The organism is Janthinobacterium sp. BJB446 (assembly GCF_002735655.1).
Classification (GTDB): domain Bacteria; phylum Pseudomonadota; class Gammaproteobacteria; order Burkholderiales; family Burkholderiaceae_D; genus Janthinobacterium; species Janthinobacterium lividum.
Window position 1 is genome coordinate 127,700 of the sequence record NZ_PDZK01000001.1, and the last position, 16,772, is coordinate 144,471.

Annotated in this window: 17 protein-coding genes; 7 read left to right on the forward strand and 10 right to left on the reverse strand. The window is 62.6% G+C overall.

The window, feature by feature from the left end; genetic code table 11:
* Window positions 1–118: 118 nt before the first annotated feature.
* Window positions 119–727: a TetR/AcrR family transcriptional regulator gene (locus CSQ92_RS00610; RefSeq protein WP_306508422.1), complete on the forward strand. Its 609-nt coding sequence runs from the start codon at window positions 119–121 to the stop codon at window positions 725–727.
* Here CSQ92_RS00610 and CSQ92_RS00615 read toward each other — a convergent pair.
* Window positions 724–1,194: a GNAT family N-acetyltransferase gene (locus CSQ92_RS00615; protein WP_099387083.1), complete on the reverse strand. Its 471-nt coding sequence runs from the start codon at window positions 1,192–1,194 to the stop codon at window positions 724–726. The two genes, CSQ92_RS00610 and CSQ92_RS00615, sit on opposite strands and share 4 nt — an antisense overlap.
* 49 nt (window positions 1,195–1,243) lie before the next feature.
* Complete coding sequence (locus tag CSQ92_RS28535) at window positions 1,244–1,681, reverse strand: XAC2610-related protein (RefSeq protein ID WP_143450248.1); 438 nt, start codon at window positions 1,679–1,681, stop codon at window positions 1,244–1,246.
* Here CSQ92_RS28535 and CSQ92_RS28540 point away from each other — a divergent pair.
* Both CSQ92_RS28540 and CSQ92_RS00625 read left to right on the forward strand, forming a co-directional pair.
* Entirely contained in the window at window positions 1,664–1,882 is a 219-nt protein-coding gene (locus CSQ92_RS28540; RefSeq protein ID WP_143450249.1) for a hypothetical protein, read from the forward strand. The genes CSQ92_RS28535 and CSQ92_RS28540 overlap by 18 nt on opposite strands.
* Before the next feature lie 185 nt (window positions 1,883–2,067).
* Entirely contained in the window at window positions 2,068–2,724 is a 657-nt protein-coding gene (locus tag CSQ92_RS00625) for a tetratricopeptide repeat protein (RefSeq protein ID WP_180276901.1), read from the forward strand.
* A 124-nt stretch (window positions 2,725–2,848) separates the two neighbouring features.
* Here the strand turns inward: CSQ92_RS00625 and CSQ92_RS00630 are convergent, their stop codons facing one another.
* The 7 genes from CSQ92_RS00630 to CSQ92_RS00660 form a co-directional block, all read right to left on the reverse strand.
* Entirely contained in the window at window positions 2,849–3,817 is a 969-nt protein-coding gene (locus CSQ92_RS00630; protein ID WP_099394533.1) for a ribonuclease Z, read from the reverse strand.
* 46 nt (window positions 3,818–3,863) lie between these two features.
* Window positions 3,864–5,357, reverse strand: coding sequence for a metal-dependent hydrolase family protein (locus CSQ92_RS00635; RefSeq protein ID WP_218964027.1), 1,494 nt, complete (start codon window positions 5,355–5,357; stop codon window positions 3,864–3,866).
* A gap of 153 nt (window positions 5,358–5,510) precedes the next feature.
* Entirely contained in the window at window positions 5,511–6,356 is an 846-nt protein-coding gene (gene fdhD, locus CSQ92_RS00640) for a formate dehydrogenase accessory sulfurtransferase FdhD (RefSeq protein ID WP_099392956.1), read from the reverse strand.
* Window positions 6,357–6,371: 15 nt separating this feature from the next.
* Window positions 6,372–7,292, reverse strand: a complete 921-nt coding sequence (locus CSQ92_RS00645; RefSeq protein ID WP_099392957.1) for a bestrophin family protein — start codon at window positions 7,290–7,292, stop codon at window positions 6,372–6,374.
* Window positions 7,293–7,319: 27 nt separating this feature from the next.
* Window positions 7,320–8,300, reverse strand: a complete 981-nt coding sequence (cydB, locus tag CSQ92_RS00650) for a cytochrome d ubiquinol oxidase subunit II (RefSeq protein WP_099392958.1) — start codon at window positions 8,298–8,300, stop codon at window positions 7,320–7,322.
* Between the two features lie 30 nt (window positions 8,301–8,330).
* Window positions 8,331–9,710: a cytochrome ubiquinol oxidase subunit I gene (locus tag CSQ92_RS00655; protein ID WP_099392959.1), complete on the reverse strand. Its 1,380-nt coding sequence runs from the start codon at window positions 9,708–9,710 to the stop codon at window positions 8,331–8,333.
* Between the two features lie 13 nt (window positions 9,711–9,723).
* Complete coding sequence (locus CSQ92_RS00660; RefSeq protein WP_099392960.1) at window positions 9,724–12,036, reverse strand: FdhF/YdeP family oxidoreductase; 2,313 nt, start codon at window positions 12,034–12,036, stop codon at window positions 9,724–9,726.
* 165 nt (window positions 12,037–12,201) lie between these two features.
* Between CSQ92_RS00660 and CSQ92_RS00665 the strand changes: the two genes are divergently transcribed.
* Together CSQ92_RS00665 and moaA are read left to right on the forward strand one after the other, a co-directional pair.
* Window positions 12,202–12,477: a helix-turn-helix domain-containing protein gene (locus CSQ92_RS00665; RefSeq protein WP_099388509.1), complete on the forward strand. Its 276-nt coding sequence runs from the start codon at window positions 12,202–12,204 to the stop codon at window positions 12,475–12,477.
* 102 nt (window positions 12,478–12,579) lie between these two features.
* Window positions 12,580–13,662: a GTP 3',8-cyclase MoaA gene (gene moaA / locus CSQ92_RS00670; protein ID WP_099392961.1), complete on the forward strand. Its 1,083-nt coding sequence runs from the start codon at window positions 12,580–12,582 to the stop codon at window positions 13,660–13,662.
* Between the two features lie 130 nt (window positions 13,663–13,792).
* Here the strand turns inward: moaA and CSQ92_RS00675 are convergent, their stop codons facing one another.
* Window positions 13,793–15,214 (reverse strand): aminotransferase-like domain-containing protein, encoded by a 1,422-nt coding sequence (locus CSQ92_RS00675; protein WP_070278540.1) that lies wholly within the window; start codon window positions 15,212–15,214, stop codon window positions 13,793–13,795.
* 160 nt (window positions 15,215–15,374) lie between these two features.
* Between CSQ92_RS00675 and CSQ92_RS00680 the strand changes: the two genes are divergently transcribed.
* Window positions 15,375–16,337 carry a Dyp-type peroxidase gene (locus CSQ92_RS00680; RefSeq protein ID WP_176375053.1) on the forward strand — a complete coding sequence of 321 codons (963 nt, stop codon included), beginning with the start codon at window positions 15,375–15,377 and terminating at the stop codon, window positions 16,335–16,337.
* Between the two features lie 44 nt (window positions 16,338–16,381).
* Window positions 16,382–16,765: a hypothetical protein gene (locus tag CSQ92_RS00685; protein ID WP_143450250.1), complete on the forward strand. Its 384-nt coding sequence runs from the start codon at window positions 16,382–16,384 to the stop codon at window positions 16,763–16,765.
* Window positions 16,766–16,772: the final 7 nt, after the last annotated feature.

Genomic DNA, 16,772 nt, shown 5'->3' on the forward strand with positions numbered 1-16,772 from the left:
GTCGTTGCGGCACATATGTATCGATCGGTATAAATATAGGTGATGACGTGCCGCGTTGTCAATGACTTCTGTATCGAGTAGTATGTAAGTAAATGAGGAGGAGCGAAGGATGGCGCAAATGGGACGGCCACGCACGTTCGACCGGCAGGCAGCGGTCGAGCAGGCCATGTTTTTATTCTGGCAGCAGGGGTATGAATCGACGTCCTTGAGCCAGCTCAAGGCGAGCCTGGGCGGCGGCATTTCCGCGCCCAGTTTTTATGCGGCGTTCGGTTCGAAGGAAGCGCTGTTCCGCGAAGCGGCACAATGCTATCTGGACACGTTTGCCCGCGTGACGGAGTGCCTGTGGGATGATAGCCTGGCGCCGCGCGCGGCCATCGAGCTGGCCTTGCGCCAGTCGGCCAGCATGCAGTCCGAGCCGGGACATCCGCCCGGCTGCATGGTGGCGCTCGGCTGCATGAGCGCGCCGACGGCCGAACACGCGGCCGTGGCCGCGCCCCTCACGCAATCGCGCGCCCGCACGCGCGCCGGCTTCGTGCGCTGCGTCGAGCGGGGCATGGCCAGCGGCGACTTGCCTGGTGATATGGATGCCGTGGCGCTGGCGTCCGTCTTCGACAGCTTTCTATCGGGCGTGGCTATCCAGGCCCGCGATGGCGTAGGCTACGCCGTGTTTGACTCTGCCATCACGCAAATCATGCGCGTGTGGGATGCCAACCGCTTGGCAGCCTAGGCCGTAAAGCGGAACTCCAGCACATCGTCGCCATACTTGTCCGTCTCGCCCGTCGCGGTCCAGCCCAGGTAGCGGTAAAAACCGTAGGAGCGCGAGGCGGGGTCGTTGGAGCAGCCGAGGAACAGCCGTTGGTGGCCTTGCGCGCGCAGTTCCGTCATCACCAATTCCAGCAAGGTCTTGCCGATACCTAAGCCTTCGAATTCCGGCAGCAGGGCCAGGACGATGATTTCGCCCGTGTCGCGCTCGCCAAAGCAGTAGCCGACCAGCTGGCCGTCGTGATGGCAGACCTGGCCAGGCAGGCTGCCCGAGCGCATCATTTCGGCCCAGGAGTCGGCCGTGATGCCCACTTCCGCCAGGCGTTCCGCGGGAATGGCATTTTGCCGCGTCTTGCCGCGCAAGTCGATGAAGGCGGGGGTGTCTTCCGCCTTGGCGGGGTGGAACGTAATCGATGTTGGGTGTGTCGTCATGTATTTGCTCGATGGTGTGGGATGAATGGCGGGCAGGGCAGGATAAAAATCATTCCCAGGGTTTGCGCATGATTTTCGCGTGACGCTGCCAGTCAACTACTTTTGTATTCTCGATGGCCTGCTGGCCCGGGTTGCTGCTATCGATGATTTCATCCTTGACGATGATCAAGTCGTTTTTGTCATTCAAGCGATATTCCCGATAGCGCTCGCAATCCTGTTCGCGCCGCGCGGTGGCGATTAATTTGCTGGCCCGCCACGCATAGCTGTCTTCATAAAAGCATTGCGCCGCGCAGCCGCAATTGGCGATGCCGCCTTCGATTCTTTGATCGTTCATGCCGATATCCAGATTTGGAATGGCTGATAATGGCTTGTTGAAACTGTATTGCTTCGCCGGCGCATCCCATAGCCATACATCGGAACAGCGGATGCGCCCCTGGCTATCCGTATAGCCGGTGACCCACAGGTCGGCATGGCCGTCGAAATTCATGTCCAGCAGCAGCGCGTGCAAATTGCCCGTGCCGCTGCTGCTGCAACTGCCATTGAGCCACTGTTTCCCGACTTTCAGCTGATACGTCTGTTTTTCATCGTGATTTGCATAACGGATATCGGCCGCTTGCCACACTTTGCCTGTTACTGCTTTATCCAGATGCAAGGTGCCAGCATAAACCGAGGTGGAAATCAGGGATAAAAGCAGAGCAATCAGTTTCATGGCGATATTCGTGGACGGGCGTTGGGGCACAATACCCCGATTGCATCAGGCGGAGAGTGATCATACTGCAGGATTTGGGCAGTGCGCCACACCATTCCCTATCGTGCATTCTGCGCGGAACGGTGCTGTGTACAATGCCAAAAATCCATGAACAAGGAATTCTTATGACATCCTCTCCCGAATCTTTGAATGAAGCGGGCATCCTCGCTTATAACGACGGCCATCATGCCGAGGCATTCAAGCAATTCGATGCGGCCGCGCGCACCGGCGATCCGGCCGGCCAGCATTTATTGGCCAGCCTGTATTACCAGGGCCATGGCGTGACGCAAGATTTGCCGAAAGCGGTGGAATTGTTTACGGCGGCCGCGCAGGCGGGTTTTCCGCCAGCGCTGGCCAATCTGGCCCTGATGTATGCGAGCGGCGATGGCGTCGCGCAAGACATGGCGCAATCGCTCGCGTACTGCCGCCAGGCGGCCGAGGCGGGCGATGGCCAGTCGCAATTCAACCTGGCGCAGGCTTACCGCAAGGGCGATGGCGTACCGCAAGACTTTGCCGAAGCGGCGTTCTGGTACAAGCAGGCGGCCGAAGCCGGTTCCCTGTCGGCGCAGAACGAATATGGCTTGCTGTATGCGCAAGGGCAGGGCGTGGAGCTCGACTACGTGCAGGCGTATGCGTGGATCGCCATGCCGGCCGAGGCAGGCAGCGTGCAATCGATCAAGAACCGCGACCAGTTGCTGGAAATCCTTACGCCGTCACAGCAGCAGGCGGCGCGCGCGCTGGCTGCCGAGTATGCGGCGCAATATGGCGTCAATCCCCACTAAAGTAACACCTAACAAAACCTACTGCGCGTCGTAATTTGCGGTCTGTGATGCTCACTGTACCTTCGTACAGTTGCGCTTCTCAACCACAACTTACTTCCGCTCGCTACGGTTTTGTTAGGCGTTGTTATTGGGATTTCCCAGGTAGTTTGCTCAGCACGCCCGCCGCGTCGAGTTCATAGCTGTCGAAATCGCGCGCCAGGAACAGTTCACCCGAATAATGCAGCCGGGCTTCCGCTTCCAGCTCGGCCATGCCGTCCGCATTGTGGTAGCGGGCGCTGAAGTGGGTGAGGATCAGGTTCGGCAGGCGCACCGCTTCGGCGAACTGCGCCACGCGCTGCACGGAACTGTGCGTGGGGCCGGGACCCACCTTTTGCAGCATCGCTTCCGTGTAGGTGGCTTCATGCACGAGCAATTGCGCGCCCGTGCAAGCCTCCGCCAGCAACGCTGGCGTGTCGTTGTCGCCGCCGATCACCACCGTGGCGCGCTGCGTTTCCACCTGGCGGAAAGCGGCGGCGTTCAGTACCGTGCCGTCGTCGAGCAGCGCATCCTGGCCAGCTTGCAAGAGTCCCCAGGCGGGACCGGGCGGCACGCCGGCCGCCTGCAGGGCCGCCTTGTCCAGCTTCCATCTGCTCGTTTCCAGCGCGAAACGATAACCGACGCTGGGTGCGCGGTGCGACAGCGCGTGGCGCGAGACGGTCAAGCCCGCTTCCTCGTACACCACTGGCGCGCTGTCCACGTCGATGTGGATCAGCGGATACGTCAGGAACAGTTCCGTGTGCAGCAAGGTGGCGTCGATCCAGGCCTTGATGGCGGCCGGGGCGATCAGCAGCAAGGGCTTCTTGCGCCCCGTCATCGAGGCGCTGGCCAGCAAGCCCGGCAGTCCATAGCTGTGGTCGCCATGCACGTGGGTGATGCAGATGCCCACCAGGTCGTGCACGGACAGGGGCAGGCGCTGCAGCCGGTGCTGTGTGGCTTCGCCGCAATCGATCATCCACCAGTCGCGGTTGTGCGTGGTTTGCAGGGCCAGCGACGTGACGTTGCGGTAGCGCGTGGGCACGCCGGAAGACGTGCCGAGAAAAGTCAGTTTGAACATGCGCGCATTATGCGGCAAGCCAACGCCGTTGCCAACGCGCCAGTCTTCAGCTTGCCAATGGCGCGCGCAATTTGTCCTTGTAGATGCGCCCGTTCTTCATGATCAGCAGCAGGTTTTCTTCCGGCTGGGCGAGGAAATCGAGGTTTTTCGCGGGGTCGCCATCGGCCACCAGCAAGTCGGCCAGCGCGCCCGCGGCCAGCTTGCCCAAGGTGCCAGGGTAGGGCGAGCGCTGGCCGGACAGGGCCAGCAGTTCGCCATTTTGCCCCGTCGCCTGCGCCAGCAAGGTCAATGGGTCGTAAAAGCGCGTGAGCTTGGCCAGCTGGCGGCCTTGCGTGGGCGTGTTTTTCGCGTTGAACAGGATATCCGTGCCCCAGCCCGTCTTGATGCCGTACTTTTGCGCCAGCGCATACGCCTTCACCGTGCCTTCCGAGACAATGGCCTGGCTGGCCTTGCGCGCCGCATCGGGGTAGACATTCGCATCCGCGTCTTGCAGGAACGGCTGCAGGCTCCACCACGTGCCCGTGTCGCGCATCATGCGCACGGATTCGTCGTCGGCCAGCTGGCCATGCTCGATGCTGCGCACGCCTGCGCGGATGGCCCGCTGTATGCCTTTCGGCGTGTAGACGTGGGTCATCACATACGTGCCCCAGTCGGCGGCCGCTTCCACGCCGGCGCGCAGTTCGCGTTCCGAATACTGCGTGCTGTCGAGCGGGTCGTACATCGAAGCGACGCCGCCGCCCGCCATCATCTTGATTTGCGTCGCGCCCAGCATCAATTGTTCGCGCACGCGGCGCAGCACTTCCGCCTCGCCATCGGCGATCATGGCCATGCCCGCCGTTTCCGTCATGCCCAGCGGTGCATTGGCAGCGCGCGGGATGTCCGAGCGCAAACGGAAGTCGCCATGGCCCGAGGTTTGCGAAATCATGGCGCCCGAAGGAAAGATGCGGGGACCGTCGACGATGCCTTCATCGATGGCGCGTTTCAATGCAAAGGCGGGGCCGCCTGGATCGCGCACGGATGTAAAGCCCCGCAGCAGGGTGCGCTGCGCTTCCTGCGCCGCCACCAGGTACAGATAGCCGACGTCGGACGTCATGGCCGTCACCTGGTTGATGGCGGCGAGCATGGTGTGCCAGTGAGCGTCGATCAGGCCCGGCATCACCAGCTTGCCCTGGCAATCGATCACTTGCGCGCCGTCCACCTTCTCGCCGGCCGGCAACAGGGCGGTAATGGTCGGGCCTGTCACCAGCACGTGGATGCCGGAGCGGGGCGCCTTGCCCGTGCCGTAGAACAGGCGCAGATTGGTCAGCAGCAGGGGGCGCTGGGGCGTTTGCGGCTGCTGGGCGATGGCGTTGCCGGTGGACAGGCCGAGGCCGACGAAGGGCGCCAGCATGGCGGCCGCGCCACCGAGAAACTGCCGGCGCCGCATGTCCGCCATCACCCGCTGGTGCAGGATGGTGAAGACGGTGCCGCCGCAGTCGCAGGCGCGCGGCTTCAAGCCGCCCGTCTGCCATGTATCCGCCAGATGTTGTGCCAGGGCCATCGCCGCCATCCTTTCATCGTTGCCGCGCCAGCATGGCTGCCGCAGTCAAAGTTGATAATTAGAAACTACGACCATTGAAAGCCCGAAGCGATGGCAAGTCAAGCGTGCACTTGCTTTACAGCAAAGAATGCAGCATCTGCCGTTAAGTACATGCTAAGGTGCATGCTGGCCGCTATCTTCGCTCGCCGTGTAATCGACAAAGCCGTCGCGGCGGCAAAAGCTGGCCAGCTGCATGCCGGCCTGGCGCGCGATGCGGATGGCCAGCGAGGTGGGCGCCGAGATGGTGGCGACGAGCCCGATATGCATGCGCGCCGATTTGCGCACCAGTTCATAGCTGGCGCGGCTGGACAGGAAGACGAAGCCGTCGTGCATGGCGATGCGGTGCAGGGCCAGGTAGCCGATCAACTTGTCCAGGCCGTTATGCCGGCCCACATCCTCGAACACTTTCACGATGGCACCTTCGGCCGTGCACCAGGCGGCCGCGTGCACGCCGCCCGTCTTGTGCATCAATTCCTGGTACGGCAGCAGTTCGCGCGCGGCGCGGCCGAGGATGGCGCTGCTGGCGACCAGCGGCGGCAGGGGGCGCGTGATCTTTTCCGGCACCAGGTCCAGCAGGGCCAGGCTTTCGATGCCGCACACGCCGCAACCGGTGCGCCCTGTCAGCGCGCGGCGGCGGGCCTTGAGCTTGATCAAATCCGGCTGCGCGATGGTCAGCCGCACTTCCGCGCTATCCTCGCCGCAACACACATCGAGGTCGTAGATGTCGCGCACGCTGCCGACGATGCCTTCGGTCAAGGTAAAGCCGACGGCGAATTCCTCCAGGTCGCGCGGCGTGGCCATCATCACGGCGTGGGCGATGCCGTTGTAGACGAGGGCCACGGGATACTCCTCGGCCACCATGTCGCGGCCCGCCGTGGCCACGCCCCCCTGGTGGCGCACCATGGGGACGTCCAGGTAACCGTCGCGTTCGATGGTGGTGATGTCGATATCGCATTCCATGATTTTTTCCTCCGGTTAATCGATCTGATAGCGCGGGCAGGGCCGTATCGAGGGCGGCAGCGGGTCGCCATGCAATTCCAGCAGTGAGCGTTCCGTTTCCCGCGTCATGGCGTTCAGGGCCAGGCAGTTGGGTGCCAGGCCGAACGGTTCGGCGATCTGCTGCGCGATGGCTTCCAGCGCAAACAGGGTGTAGGCGACAAAGACGGAAATGAGGGGCGTGGCCACGCCGATGGCGTCCACCAGGCCCAGCGGCAGTAAAAAACAGTACATGTAGACGGTGCGGTGCACCAGCACGCCGTATGGATATGGAATCGGCGTGTTCTTGATGCGCTCGCAACCGGCCACGGTGGCGGCCAGGTCGTTGAGCTGGGTGTCGAGCATCCACAGCAGCTGCGCCTGGCCCGGCTGGCGCTGCACGGCGTCATGCAGCATGGCCCGCACCGTGTGCAGCACGGCGACCGGCTTGAAGTTCAGTCCCTGCAAGCGCTGCACTTCTTCGGCCGGCAGGTAGCGCGCCAGGTCTTCCTGCGGGTCCGTCTGGCGCAACTGGTGCTTGAGCGCGTAGACGAAGGCGATCAGCCGGTTCATCAGCAACTCATGGTCCAGGCCGCTCGTCTCCCGTGGCATATACGTGATCGCTTGCGAAGCCAGGGCCCGCGCGGCGATCAGCAATTGCCCCCAGATATGCCGCGCCTCGACAAAGCGCGCATAGCTGGCGTTGTTGCGAAAGCCGAGGAAGATCGCCAGGCTGATGCCAACCATGGGAAACGGCGCCGTATCGAGCGGAATCTTGACGCCGAAGATGCGGCCATCCGTCAGCAGGGCCAGCGAACTGACGACCAGCATCAGCAGCAATTGCGGGATGATGGCTTGCAGCACCGAGCCATCCCAGACGAACAGCATGCGAAACCAGTTGGTGGTGGGGCGAATGATCATGATGGAATGCGCATGCCGTGATGCCGGTTAATGTTTCCGGGGCACGACTTTGCCCTCGAAGACGTAGTATTGGAACAGGTTGTAGCCGATCATGATCGGCAGCATGGAACCCATGCCGATCAGCATGAAGATTAGGGTCGGCTCATCGGATGCGGCCGCCGCGATGCTCAGCTTGCCTGGCACGAGGTCGGGGAAAAAGCTGATGGCCAGGCCCGCGAACGAGGCCAGGAACAGCACGATGGCGCCGCGGAACGGTCCGCGCACGCCATTCACATGCACGGCCCACAGGATGTAGATGAAGGCGCTGGCGGCGATGGCGGCCAGGGCCAGCAGCACGCCGAACACGCCCGGCTGCGCCCAGCGGTCGTGGCCGATGGCGCTGAAGACCATGGTGCCGGCCGACAGCACGATGGCGGCCGCGACAGTCGCCAGCACGCTGGCCGTGGCATGGCGGCGCGCTGCCGCTTCCAGCTGGCCGCCCGTCTTCTTGATCAGATAAGTGCTGCCCAGGAGGCAATAACCGGCCACCACGCCCAGCGCCGTGCAGGCCGTGAAAATACCGCTCAGCCAGCCCGGCTGCAAGCCCGTGATGACCTCGCCCAGCACCACGCCTTGCGCCACGGCGGCCAGCAGGCTGCCCACGCCGAAGACCACATCCCACAGGCGCTTGTTGCCGGCCGCATGGCGGAACTCGATCGAGGCGCCGCGCATGATCAGGCTGGCGATCAGCAGCATGATGGGAATGTACAGCTGTTCCAGCAAGGTGGCATAGGCGCTGGGAAAGGCGCCGAACAGGGCGCCGCCCACCACCACCAGCCAGGTTTCGTTGGCGTCCCACACATGGGCGATCGATTGAAAGATCAGGTTGCGTTCCTGCTCGCGGCGGGTGAACAGGCTGAGGATGCCCACGCCCAGGTCGAAGCCGTCCGTGACCACGTAAAAGATCAGCATCAGGCCGATCAAGCCGAACCAGGCATTGCCCAGCATGGCATGCGAATTCATATCCATTACACACTCCTCGTCAGATAGCGGCGCATTTCAATACCCCGCGGCATGGGCGGCGTCCGGCAGCGGCAGCGCCACGTCCGGGCCTTGTTGCAGCCATTTTTTTGCAAACACAAAGAAGGTGACGAACAGCACGATGTAAAACACGAAGAACATCAGCATGCTGCCGGCCACGGCGTGGGCTGCCACGTCGGAGACGGCGTCGCGCGTACGCAGCAAGCCATACACGACCCACGGCTGGCGTCCCACTTCGCGCACGATCCAGCCGCACTCGACGGCGATATACGGCAGCGGTATCGTCAGCACCCAGGCCAGCAGCAGTGTGCGCTTGCGCACGAACTCTTCCACGCGCCCGCCCACCTTGCGCCAGGCAACGAAGGTCCAGAACGACAGCAGCACGAACCACATGCCGATGCCGGCCATGGCGCGGAAGGCGTAGTACAGCAACGGCAGCATGGGCGGCTGGTCTTCGCGGGCGATATCGGCCAGGCCCGTGATCTTGCCCGTAGCGCTATGCGTGGCAATCACGCTGAGCATGCCGGGCACTTCGATGGACCAGTCATTCTTTTGCTCCGCCTGGTTAGGCCAGGCCAGCAGGGACCAGGCCGCACCTTCGCCATCAGGATTCGTGTGCCAGTGGCCTTCGATGGCCGCGCCCTTGGCTGGCTGGGTCTTGAAGACGTCGACGCCGCTCGAATCGCCGAGCCAGACCTGCAACGGCGCAATCACCAACAGCAACATCAGCGCCAGCTTGAACGAGCGGGCGAAGAAGGCTGGTTCGCGGCGCTTGAACATATACCAGGCGGAAATGCCGGCGATGACGAACAAGCCCGTTTCCACGGCGGCCACCCACATGTGGCCCACGGCCCAGGCCATGTCGGGATTGAAGATGGCAGCCACGTAATCGGTGACGATGATCTTGCCGTCCGCCACGCGCACGCCGGCCGGCGTCTGCATCCAGGAATTGGCGACCATGATCCAGAATGAGGAAATGCTCGACCCGAGCGCCACCATGCCGGTGGCAAACAGGTGCACGCCCTTCGGTACGCGGCCCCAGCCGAACATCATGATGCCGATGAAGCCCGCTTCCAGCATGAAGGCCATGGCGCCCTCGAAGCCGAGGATGTTGCCGATGAACTGGCCGGAATGGTGCGAAAACGGCGCCCAGTTGGTGCCGAACTGGAATTCCAGGGGAATCCCGCTGACGACGCCGACGGCAAAGTTCAGTACCAGCAGCTTGCTCCAGAAGCGCGCGTGGCGGTAGTAGACGGGGTCGCTGGTGCGCAGCCACAGCGCCTCGACGACGAACAGGAACAGCGACAGGCTGATCGTCAATATGGGCCACAGGATGTGGAAGATGGCCGTCATCGCAAATTGCGCGCGCGACAGGTCCAGGGTATCGAAACCGAACATGGCGTTCTCCTGTTCAGCTGACTGCGGCCGAAGGCGACAGCAGCACGGGGATGGATTTGAAGGTCGGTGTGCGCGAGCCTTCGCCCACGCTGTCGAGCGGCACCAGCGGATTGGTTTCCGGGTAGTAGGCACCGATGCAGCCGCGCGGAATGTCGTACTCGACCAGCAGGAAACGGTCGGCGCGGCGGGCTATGCCGTCATCCCACACGCCGATCAGGTCGACCCAGTCGCCGGCCGCAAAGCCCAGCATGGCCAGGTCGTCCTTGTTGATGAAGACGACCCGGCGCTGGCCGAACACGCCACGGTAGCGGTCGTCCATGGCGTAGATCGTCGTGTTGTACTGGTCGTGCGAACGCGTGGTCATCAGCACCATCAGGCGCTCGCCATATTGCTGGCGCGCACGGTGGATCGGCGTATCGAGTTCGATGGCGTTGACGAGGAATTGCGCCTTGCCGCTTTGCGTCTTCCACACGCGTTCGCGCGAGGCAATTTCCAGGTGGAAGCCGCCCGGCTTGGCCACGCGCAAGTTGTAATCGAAAAAGTCGTCGAACACTTGCTCGATGGAATCGCGCAGCAAGGCATAGTTGCCGGAATAGCGCAGCCAGTCGATCTTTTCGCTACCGAGGGTCGCTTGCGCCATGCCGGCCACGATGGCGATTTCCGAGCGTAAATTGGGCGAGGCGGGCTGGTTCATGCCGAACGAGATATGCACCATGCTCATGGAATCCTCCACCGTCACGCCTTGCGCCACGCCCGCCTGCACGTCGATCTCCGTGCGTCCCAGGGTGGGCAGGATCAGCGCATCCTTGCCGTGCACGAGATGGCTGCGGTTGAGCTTGGTGGCGATATGCACGGTCAGGTCGCACGAGCGCAGCGCGTCCCACGTGCGCGGCGTGTCCGGCGTGGCCATCGAGAAATTGCCGCCGAGCGCGACAAACACTTTCACCTTTTTCTCCAGCATCGCTGCGATGGTGCCGACGGCGTCGTAGCCGTGGTGGCGCGGCGGCTCGAAGTTGAAGACGAGGCCCAGGCGGTCGAGGAATTCCTTGGTCGGCTGTTCCTCGATGCCCATGGTGCGGTCGCCCTGCACGTTCGAGTGGCCGCGCACGGGGCACAGTCCCGCGCCCCGTTTGCCGATATTGCCGCGCATCATCATCAAGTTCGACAGGATTTGCACGGTGGCCAGCGAATTCTTGTGCTGGGTCACGCCCATGCCCCAGGTGGCGATGACGGCCTTGCCCTTCACATAGATTTGCGTGAGCTCTTCGATCTTGTCGCGCGCCACGCCCGATTCGGCCAGCAGCAAGTCCCAGCTTTCGGCGCGCAGGTCGGCCGCGAAGGCGTCGAAGCCCGTCGTGTGTTCGGCAATGAAATCGCAGTCGAGCACGCGCTCCTGGCCGTGGGCGATGGCCTCGTCATCGAGTTCGACGACGCGCTTGGCCATGGCCTTGATCAGCGCGAAGTCGCCGCCCAATGTCGGGCAGATGAACAGCGAGCAAATGTTCGTGCTGCCGCCCGTCAGCATTTCCAGTGGATGCTGCGGGCTGGTGAAGCGCTCCAGGCCCCGTTCGTGCAATGGGTTGATGGAAACGATGGTGGCGCCGCGGCGCGACGCTTCGCGCAATTCGCCCAGCATGCGCGGGTGGTTGGTAGCCGGATTCTGGCCGAACAGCAACAGGGTGTCCGCGTGCTCGAAATCGTCGAGCAGCACCGTGCCCTTGCCGATGCCCACGGTTTCCGGCAAGCCGCGGCTCGTCGCTTCGTGGCACAGGTTGGAGCAATCGGGGAAGTTATTGGTGCCGTAGGCGCGCACGAACAGTTGATACAGGAAAGCCGCTTCGTTGCTGGCGCGGCCCGACGTGTAGAAGGCGGCCTGGTTCGGGTCGTCCAGCGCGTGCAGGTGGTGCGCCACGAGGGCGAAGGCGTCGTCCCAGGAAATGGCCTGGTATTTATCGCTGGCGGCGTCGTACACCATGGGGTCTGTCAGGCGGCCATGTTGTTCCAGATCATAGTCCGACTGCTCCATCAGTTCGGTGACAGTGTGTTCCTGGAAAAACTCGGGGCGCACGCGCTTGCTCGTCGATTCGGCGGCCACGGCCTTGACGCCGTTTTCGCAGAATTCAAACGTCGACGCGTGTTCGCGGTCGGGCCAGGCGCAGCCGGGACAGTCGAAACCGTCGGGCTGGTTTTGCTCGAACAGGGAGCGGTAATTGCCCGCGCTGACTTTTTCCTTGAACAGATTGATGGCCACATATTTGAGGGCACCCCAACCGGCCGCGGCATGGGTGTAGGGCGCGATGCGCGCGTCGGACTTTGGCTTGCTCATGATGACTCTCCTGGTGATGTGCGATGGGACAATCACATGGTAGGGGCGGCGGACTGCCCCGTAGGCGCACAGTTCCGGGTAAAAAAACAGAGTACAGATGGCAAGATGACGATGCCGGTCGCGCCGGCGCCGGCCGTGATTTATGATGTGGACAAGGAGAAAGATATGCAAAAGGAAGAAGGAATCGATGCGGCGCTGATCGCGCTGCTGGCGCTGCTGTGGCAAGCGCGCCAGGAGGCGCCGGTGAGACCATGGTCGCTGGCCAAGCTGGCCAAGCGGGCGGGAGTACAGATGAGCACCTTGCTGCGCCAGCTCAATGCGCTGTCCAGCGCGGGACTGGTGGTGGTCGCCACGGCGGAGAGCGGCGGCGGCAGCGCGCTACTCAGCGCGGCGGGCGCGGAACTGTGCGCCAGCGTCTTTACTGCACCGCCAGCGGAATAGATCGCGTCTGTACTCTATCGGCTGGCGCCGGACTGTACCTCTTTGTACCCCTTCATTCGTCCTATGCTACTTCCAGACGAATGCCTATCGAGGGGAAGCACTATGAACACCATCCTGTATCCGCAGCCAGCGCTCTGGCAGCCAGACTATAGTGAGCCATGCGTGGACATGCTGGGCCGCCCCCTGACGGACTTGCGCATTTCCGTCATCGACCAGTGCAACTTCCGCTGCACCTATTGCATGCCGGCCGAACTGTACCCCAGCGATTACCCGTTTCTTCCCTCCAGCGAGCGCATGTCCTTCGCGCAGATCGAAATCATGGCGCACGCCTTCGTGCGCCTCGGCGTCGATAAAATCCGCATCACGGGCGGCGAACCGCTGCTGCGCAAGAACCTCGAACGGCTGATCGAAATGCTGGCGCGTCTCACCACGCCGGACGGGCGCGCCGTGAGCATCGCGCTGACGACGAATGGCAGCTTGCTGGCGGCCAAGGCGCGTTCGCTGAAGGACGCGGGGCTGGAGCGGGTCACCGTCAGCCTCGACAGTCTTGATAACGGTATTTTCCAGCGCATGAATGGCGTCGATTTTCCTGTCGAGAAAGTGCTGCACGGTATCGAGGTAGCGCAAGCCGTGGGCTTGACTCCCGTGAAGGTCAACATGGTGGTGCAGAAAGGTGTCAACGATAGCCAGATCGTGCCGCTGGCGCGCCATTTCCGCCACACGGGGGTGGTGCTGCGCCTGATCGAATTCATGGACGTGGGCGGCATCGGCGCCTGGTCGCGCACGCACGTCGTCACGTCCGAGGCGGCGCGCGCGCTGATCGCCGCCGAATTTCCCCTCGAGTCGCTGGGCGAAGGCAAGCCTGTCCTGCACGAAACGGCCAGCCGCTACCGTTATCTGGATGGCGGCGGCGAAGTGGGCTTCATTTCCAGCGTGTCGCAGCCGTTCTGCGGCGACTGCAGCCGCGTGCGCGTGTCGTCGGACGGCAAACTGTTTACCTGCCTGTTTGCCCACGACGGCCTCGACCTGCGGCCCCGGCTTGACTCCGAGCAAGGCCTGGAAATCCTGCTGCGCCAGCACTGGCAGCGACGTGGCGACCGCTACTCAGAAGTACGCGGCGCGCTGGCCCAGGTTGGCGGGCGCAAGCAGTATCCCACCGTGCGCATGTCGCTGGTGGGCGGATAACTGGTTTACAACGCCTAGTAAAACCGTAGCGAGCGGAAGTAAGTTGTGGCTAAGAAGCGCAACTGTACGAAGGTACAGTGAGCATCGCAGGCCGCAAATTACGACGCGCAGTAGGTTTTGATAGGTGTTATTAGAGGAATTCGGTGATGAGCTTACCGAGCAGGATGATTGCCTGTTCCACACCCACGCTCCACGGATAACTGTAGTTGAGGCGGATGCAATGCTTGTAAGCCTGGCTGACGGAAAACATGCGGCCCGGACCCACCGTGATCTTGCATTCCAGCGCGCGCCGGTACAACTGCATGGAATCTATATTGCCGGGCAGCTCCACCCACAGCACGTAGCCGCCCTGCGGGTGCGAGATTTTCGTGCCGGCAGGAAAGAAGCGCAGCACAGCGGCCGCCATGATGCGCGCTTGCTGGGCATACGCCTTGCGGGTGCGGCGCAGATGCTGTTCGTAGCCGTCGTTTTGCAGGTATTCGGCGATGGCCAGCTGGGGAAACGAGGACGTGGCCAGGGTATTGAGGAATTTGAGCTCTTCGACCTTGCCCCGGTAGCGTCCGGCCAGGGCCCAGCCCACGCGCTGCGCCGAACTGAGGCTCTTGGAAAACGAGGAGCAGTGCAGCACCAGGCCCTTGCGGTCGTACGATTTGAGCGAGGACGGATGGGCATCGCCGTAATACAGTTCGTTGTAGACGCCGTTTTCGATGGCGGGCACGTCGTGCTGCTCCAGCAGCTGGTATAAGGCCCGCTTGCGCTGGTCGGACATCTGGAAGCCCAGCGGATTCTGGAAGTTCGGCATCACCATGACGGCGGCGATGGGCTGGCGGGCCATGATGTCGGCCAGCGCCTCGATGCTGATGCCGTCGTACGGATCGGTGGATACTTCCACCACCTTCATGCCCAGCCGTTCGACGGCCATCAGCATGGCATAGAAGGTGGGCGACTCGACGGCGATGGTGTCGCCCGGCTTGGCCACGGCTTGCAGGCACAGGTTGATCGCTTCCGTGGCGCCCACGGTGACGATGATTTCGTCGGGATCGACGGCCAGGCCGTTCTCCATGTAGCGGCGGGCGATTTCGCGGATCAGCTGCGGGTTTCCCGGCGGCAGGTCGTCCGTCACGTTCCACGCGCGGTTGCGGCGCGCCACGGCGCCCGCATACTGGTTGATGCGTTCCCAGGGAAACAGCGACGGGTCGGGGTAGGGCGAACCCAGCGGGATGGCGTCGTGCAAGCCGATCGAGCGCAGGGTCGACAGCACCAGGCGGCTGACGTGCACTTCCGCCGGCACGGGGCTGGGATGCGACGCCTGCATGCACATGGCGGGCGCGGCCGTGTCGCTGGCGCGCGGGCGCACGAAGTAGCCGGACTGGGGCCGGCTTTCTATCACGCCCATGCTTTCCAGCTTGACGTAGGCGCGCAGCACCGTGGTGATGCTCAGCTTGTGCTGCTGGCTGGTCTGGCGCACGGAGGGAATGCGTTCGCCGGGCAAGAGCACGCCCTTGGCCACCAGTTGCTCGATGTCGCTGACGAGCTTTTCATACAATTTCATGCAATGGTATCCATTCTTTGATTCTTGCTCTACGTCATTGCATTATCGTCCAATTCATGACTACCTATAGTTACAGTTATCGCATGTTGCCAAAATGAAACTACCATCCGGCACTTCTGGTTTACCATCCACATAGAAAATGAAAAAAGGAATATCGGTCATGGCAATTCCACAAAGCATGCTGTCCGTCGTCGCGCGCGACGAAGTGCATTTGCAGTTCAATGTGAAGGCCGGCGTTGAACCGGAGCAGCTGTTCAGGGTGCTGGGCAAGCTGTGGGAGTCCGAGGTCACGGGCATCCTCGATCCCACCTTGAACCGCCACCATCAGCTGACGGGCGGCACGGCCAACGTGGTACTGGGATTCAAGCCCGAGCTGTGGCGCGCCGCTTGCCCGGGTTGCGTGCCGGACAATATGGCGTCGTTCGGGCAAGACCTGGTGGGCGCCAACGGCAAGACGGCGCCGGCCACCCAGCACGATTTCTGGGTCTGGATCACGCAGTCGAACGCGGCCACCCTGTACGACAGCATGCGCACGACGCTCACTTTGCTGAGTCCTTTCGCCGAGCTGGCCAGCGAGCAGGTGTGTTTTCCGTATCACAATAACGTGACGTTTGACGGCTTTGCCGACGGCGTCGCCAACCCGAATCCGTTTCGCGCCAACGGCGTGGCCATCATTCCGGACGGTGAAGCGGGCGCGGGCGGCTCCACCGTGCTGCTGCAAAAATGGCGTATGGATGTGGAGCGCCTGCGCGCCTTGCCCGTGCACGCGGCGGAGCAGGTGTGGGGCCGCACCAAGGCCGGCAGCCATGAATTGTCGCCGCTGCCCGTCGATTCCCACGTGGGCCGTAACCAGTTCATCCGCGATGGCGAGGAAGTCGATATCGTGCGCCGCAACGCCAATTACGCCAATGCCAGCGAGGCGGGCGTCATGTTTGTCGGTTTCTGCAAGGACATCACGGTGACCATGGGCATGCTGCGGCAAATGTACGGCGTAGGCTATGATGGCGTCACCAAGACGGACCGGCTGCTGGATTTTTCCACGGCGCTGTCGTCGGCGATCTATTTTGTGCCCAGCATCGATGCCTTGCTGGCCGTGGGTATTTCGCCGGCGGATCCCGGCTGAGGGCCGTCCCGGCGGTCCCTATTTTTACTTTAAAGGAGTTTTCCATGCGTATTCGTCCCGCCACATTGCTGTCCGCCCTGATCTTCGGCAGCGTCGTCTTCAGCGCTTCCGCTTCCGCCGTCGGCCTGGGTTTCCTGGCCGATACGCCCATGGCTTACCTGAACAAGAACGACAAGCCCGTCTTCGTGAAGGCCGTCACCGACGTGCTCAATGACAAGAAGGATGGCGAAACCGTGCAATGGAGCAATGAAGGCTTGCGCAATTCCGTGCGCATCGCCGCCGAGATCACGGCCAGCGACACGGAAAAGACGGATGCGCAAACATGCCGCAAGGTGCAGGTTGCCTTGAGCGCCAAGGGCCAGGAACAGACCCTCAAGCTGAAGGTCTGCAAGGCCGGCACGGCCACGTGGAAAGTGGCGAAGAGCTGATTGCCCG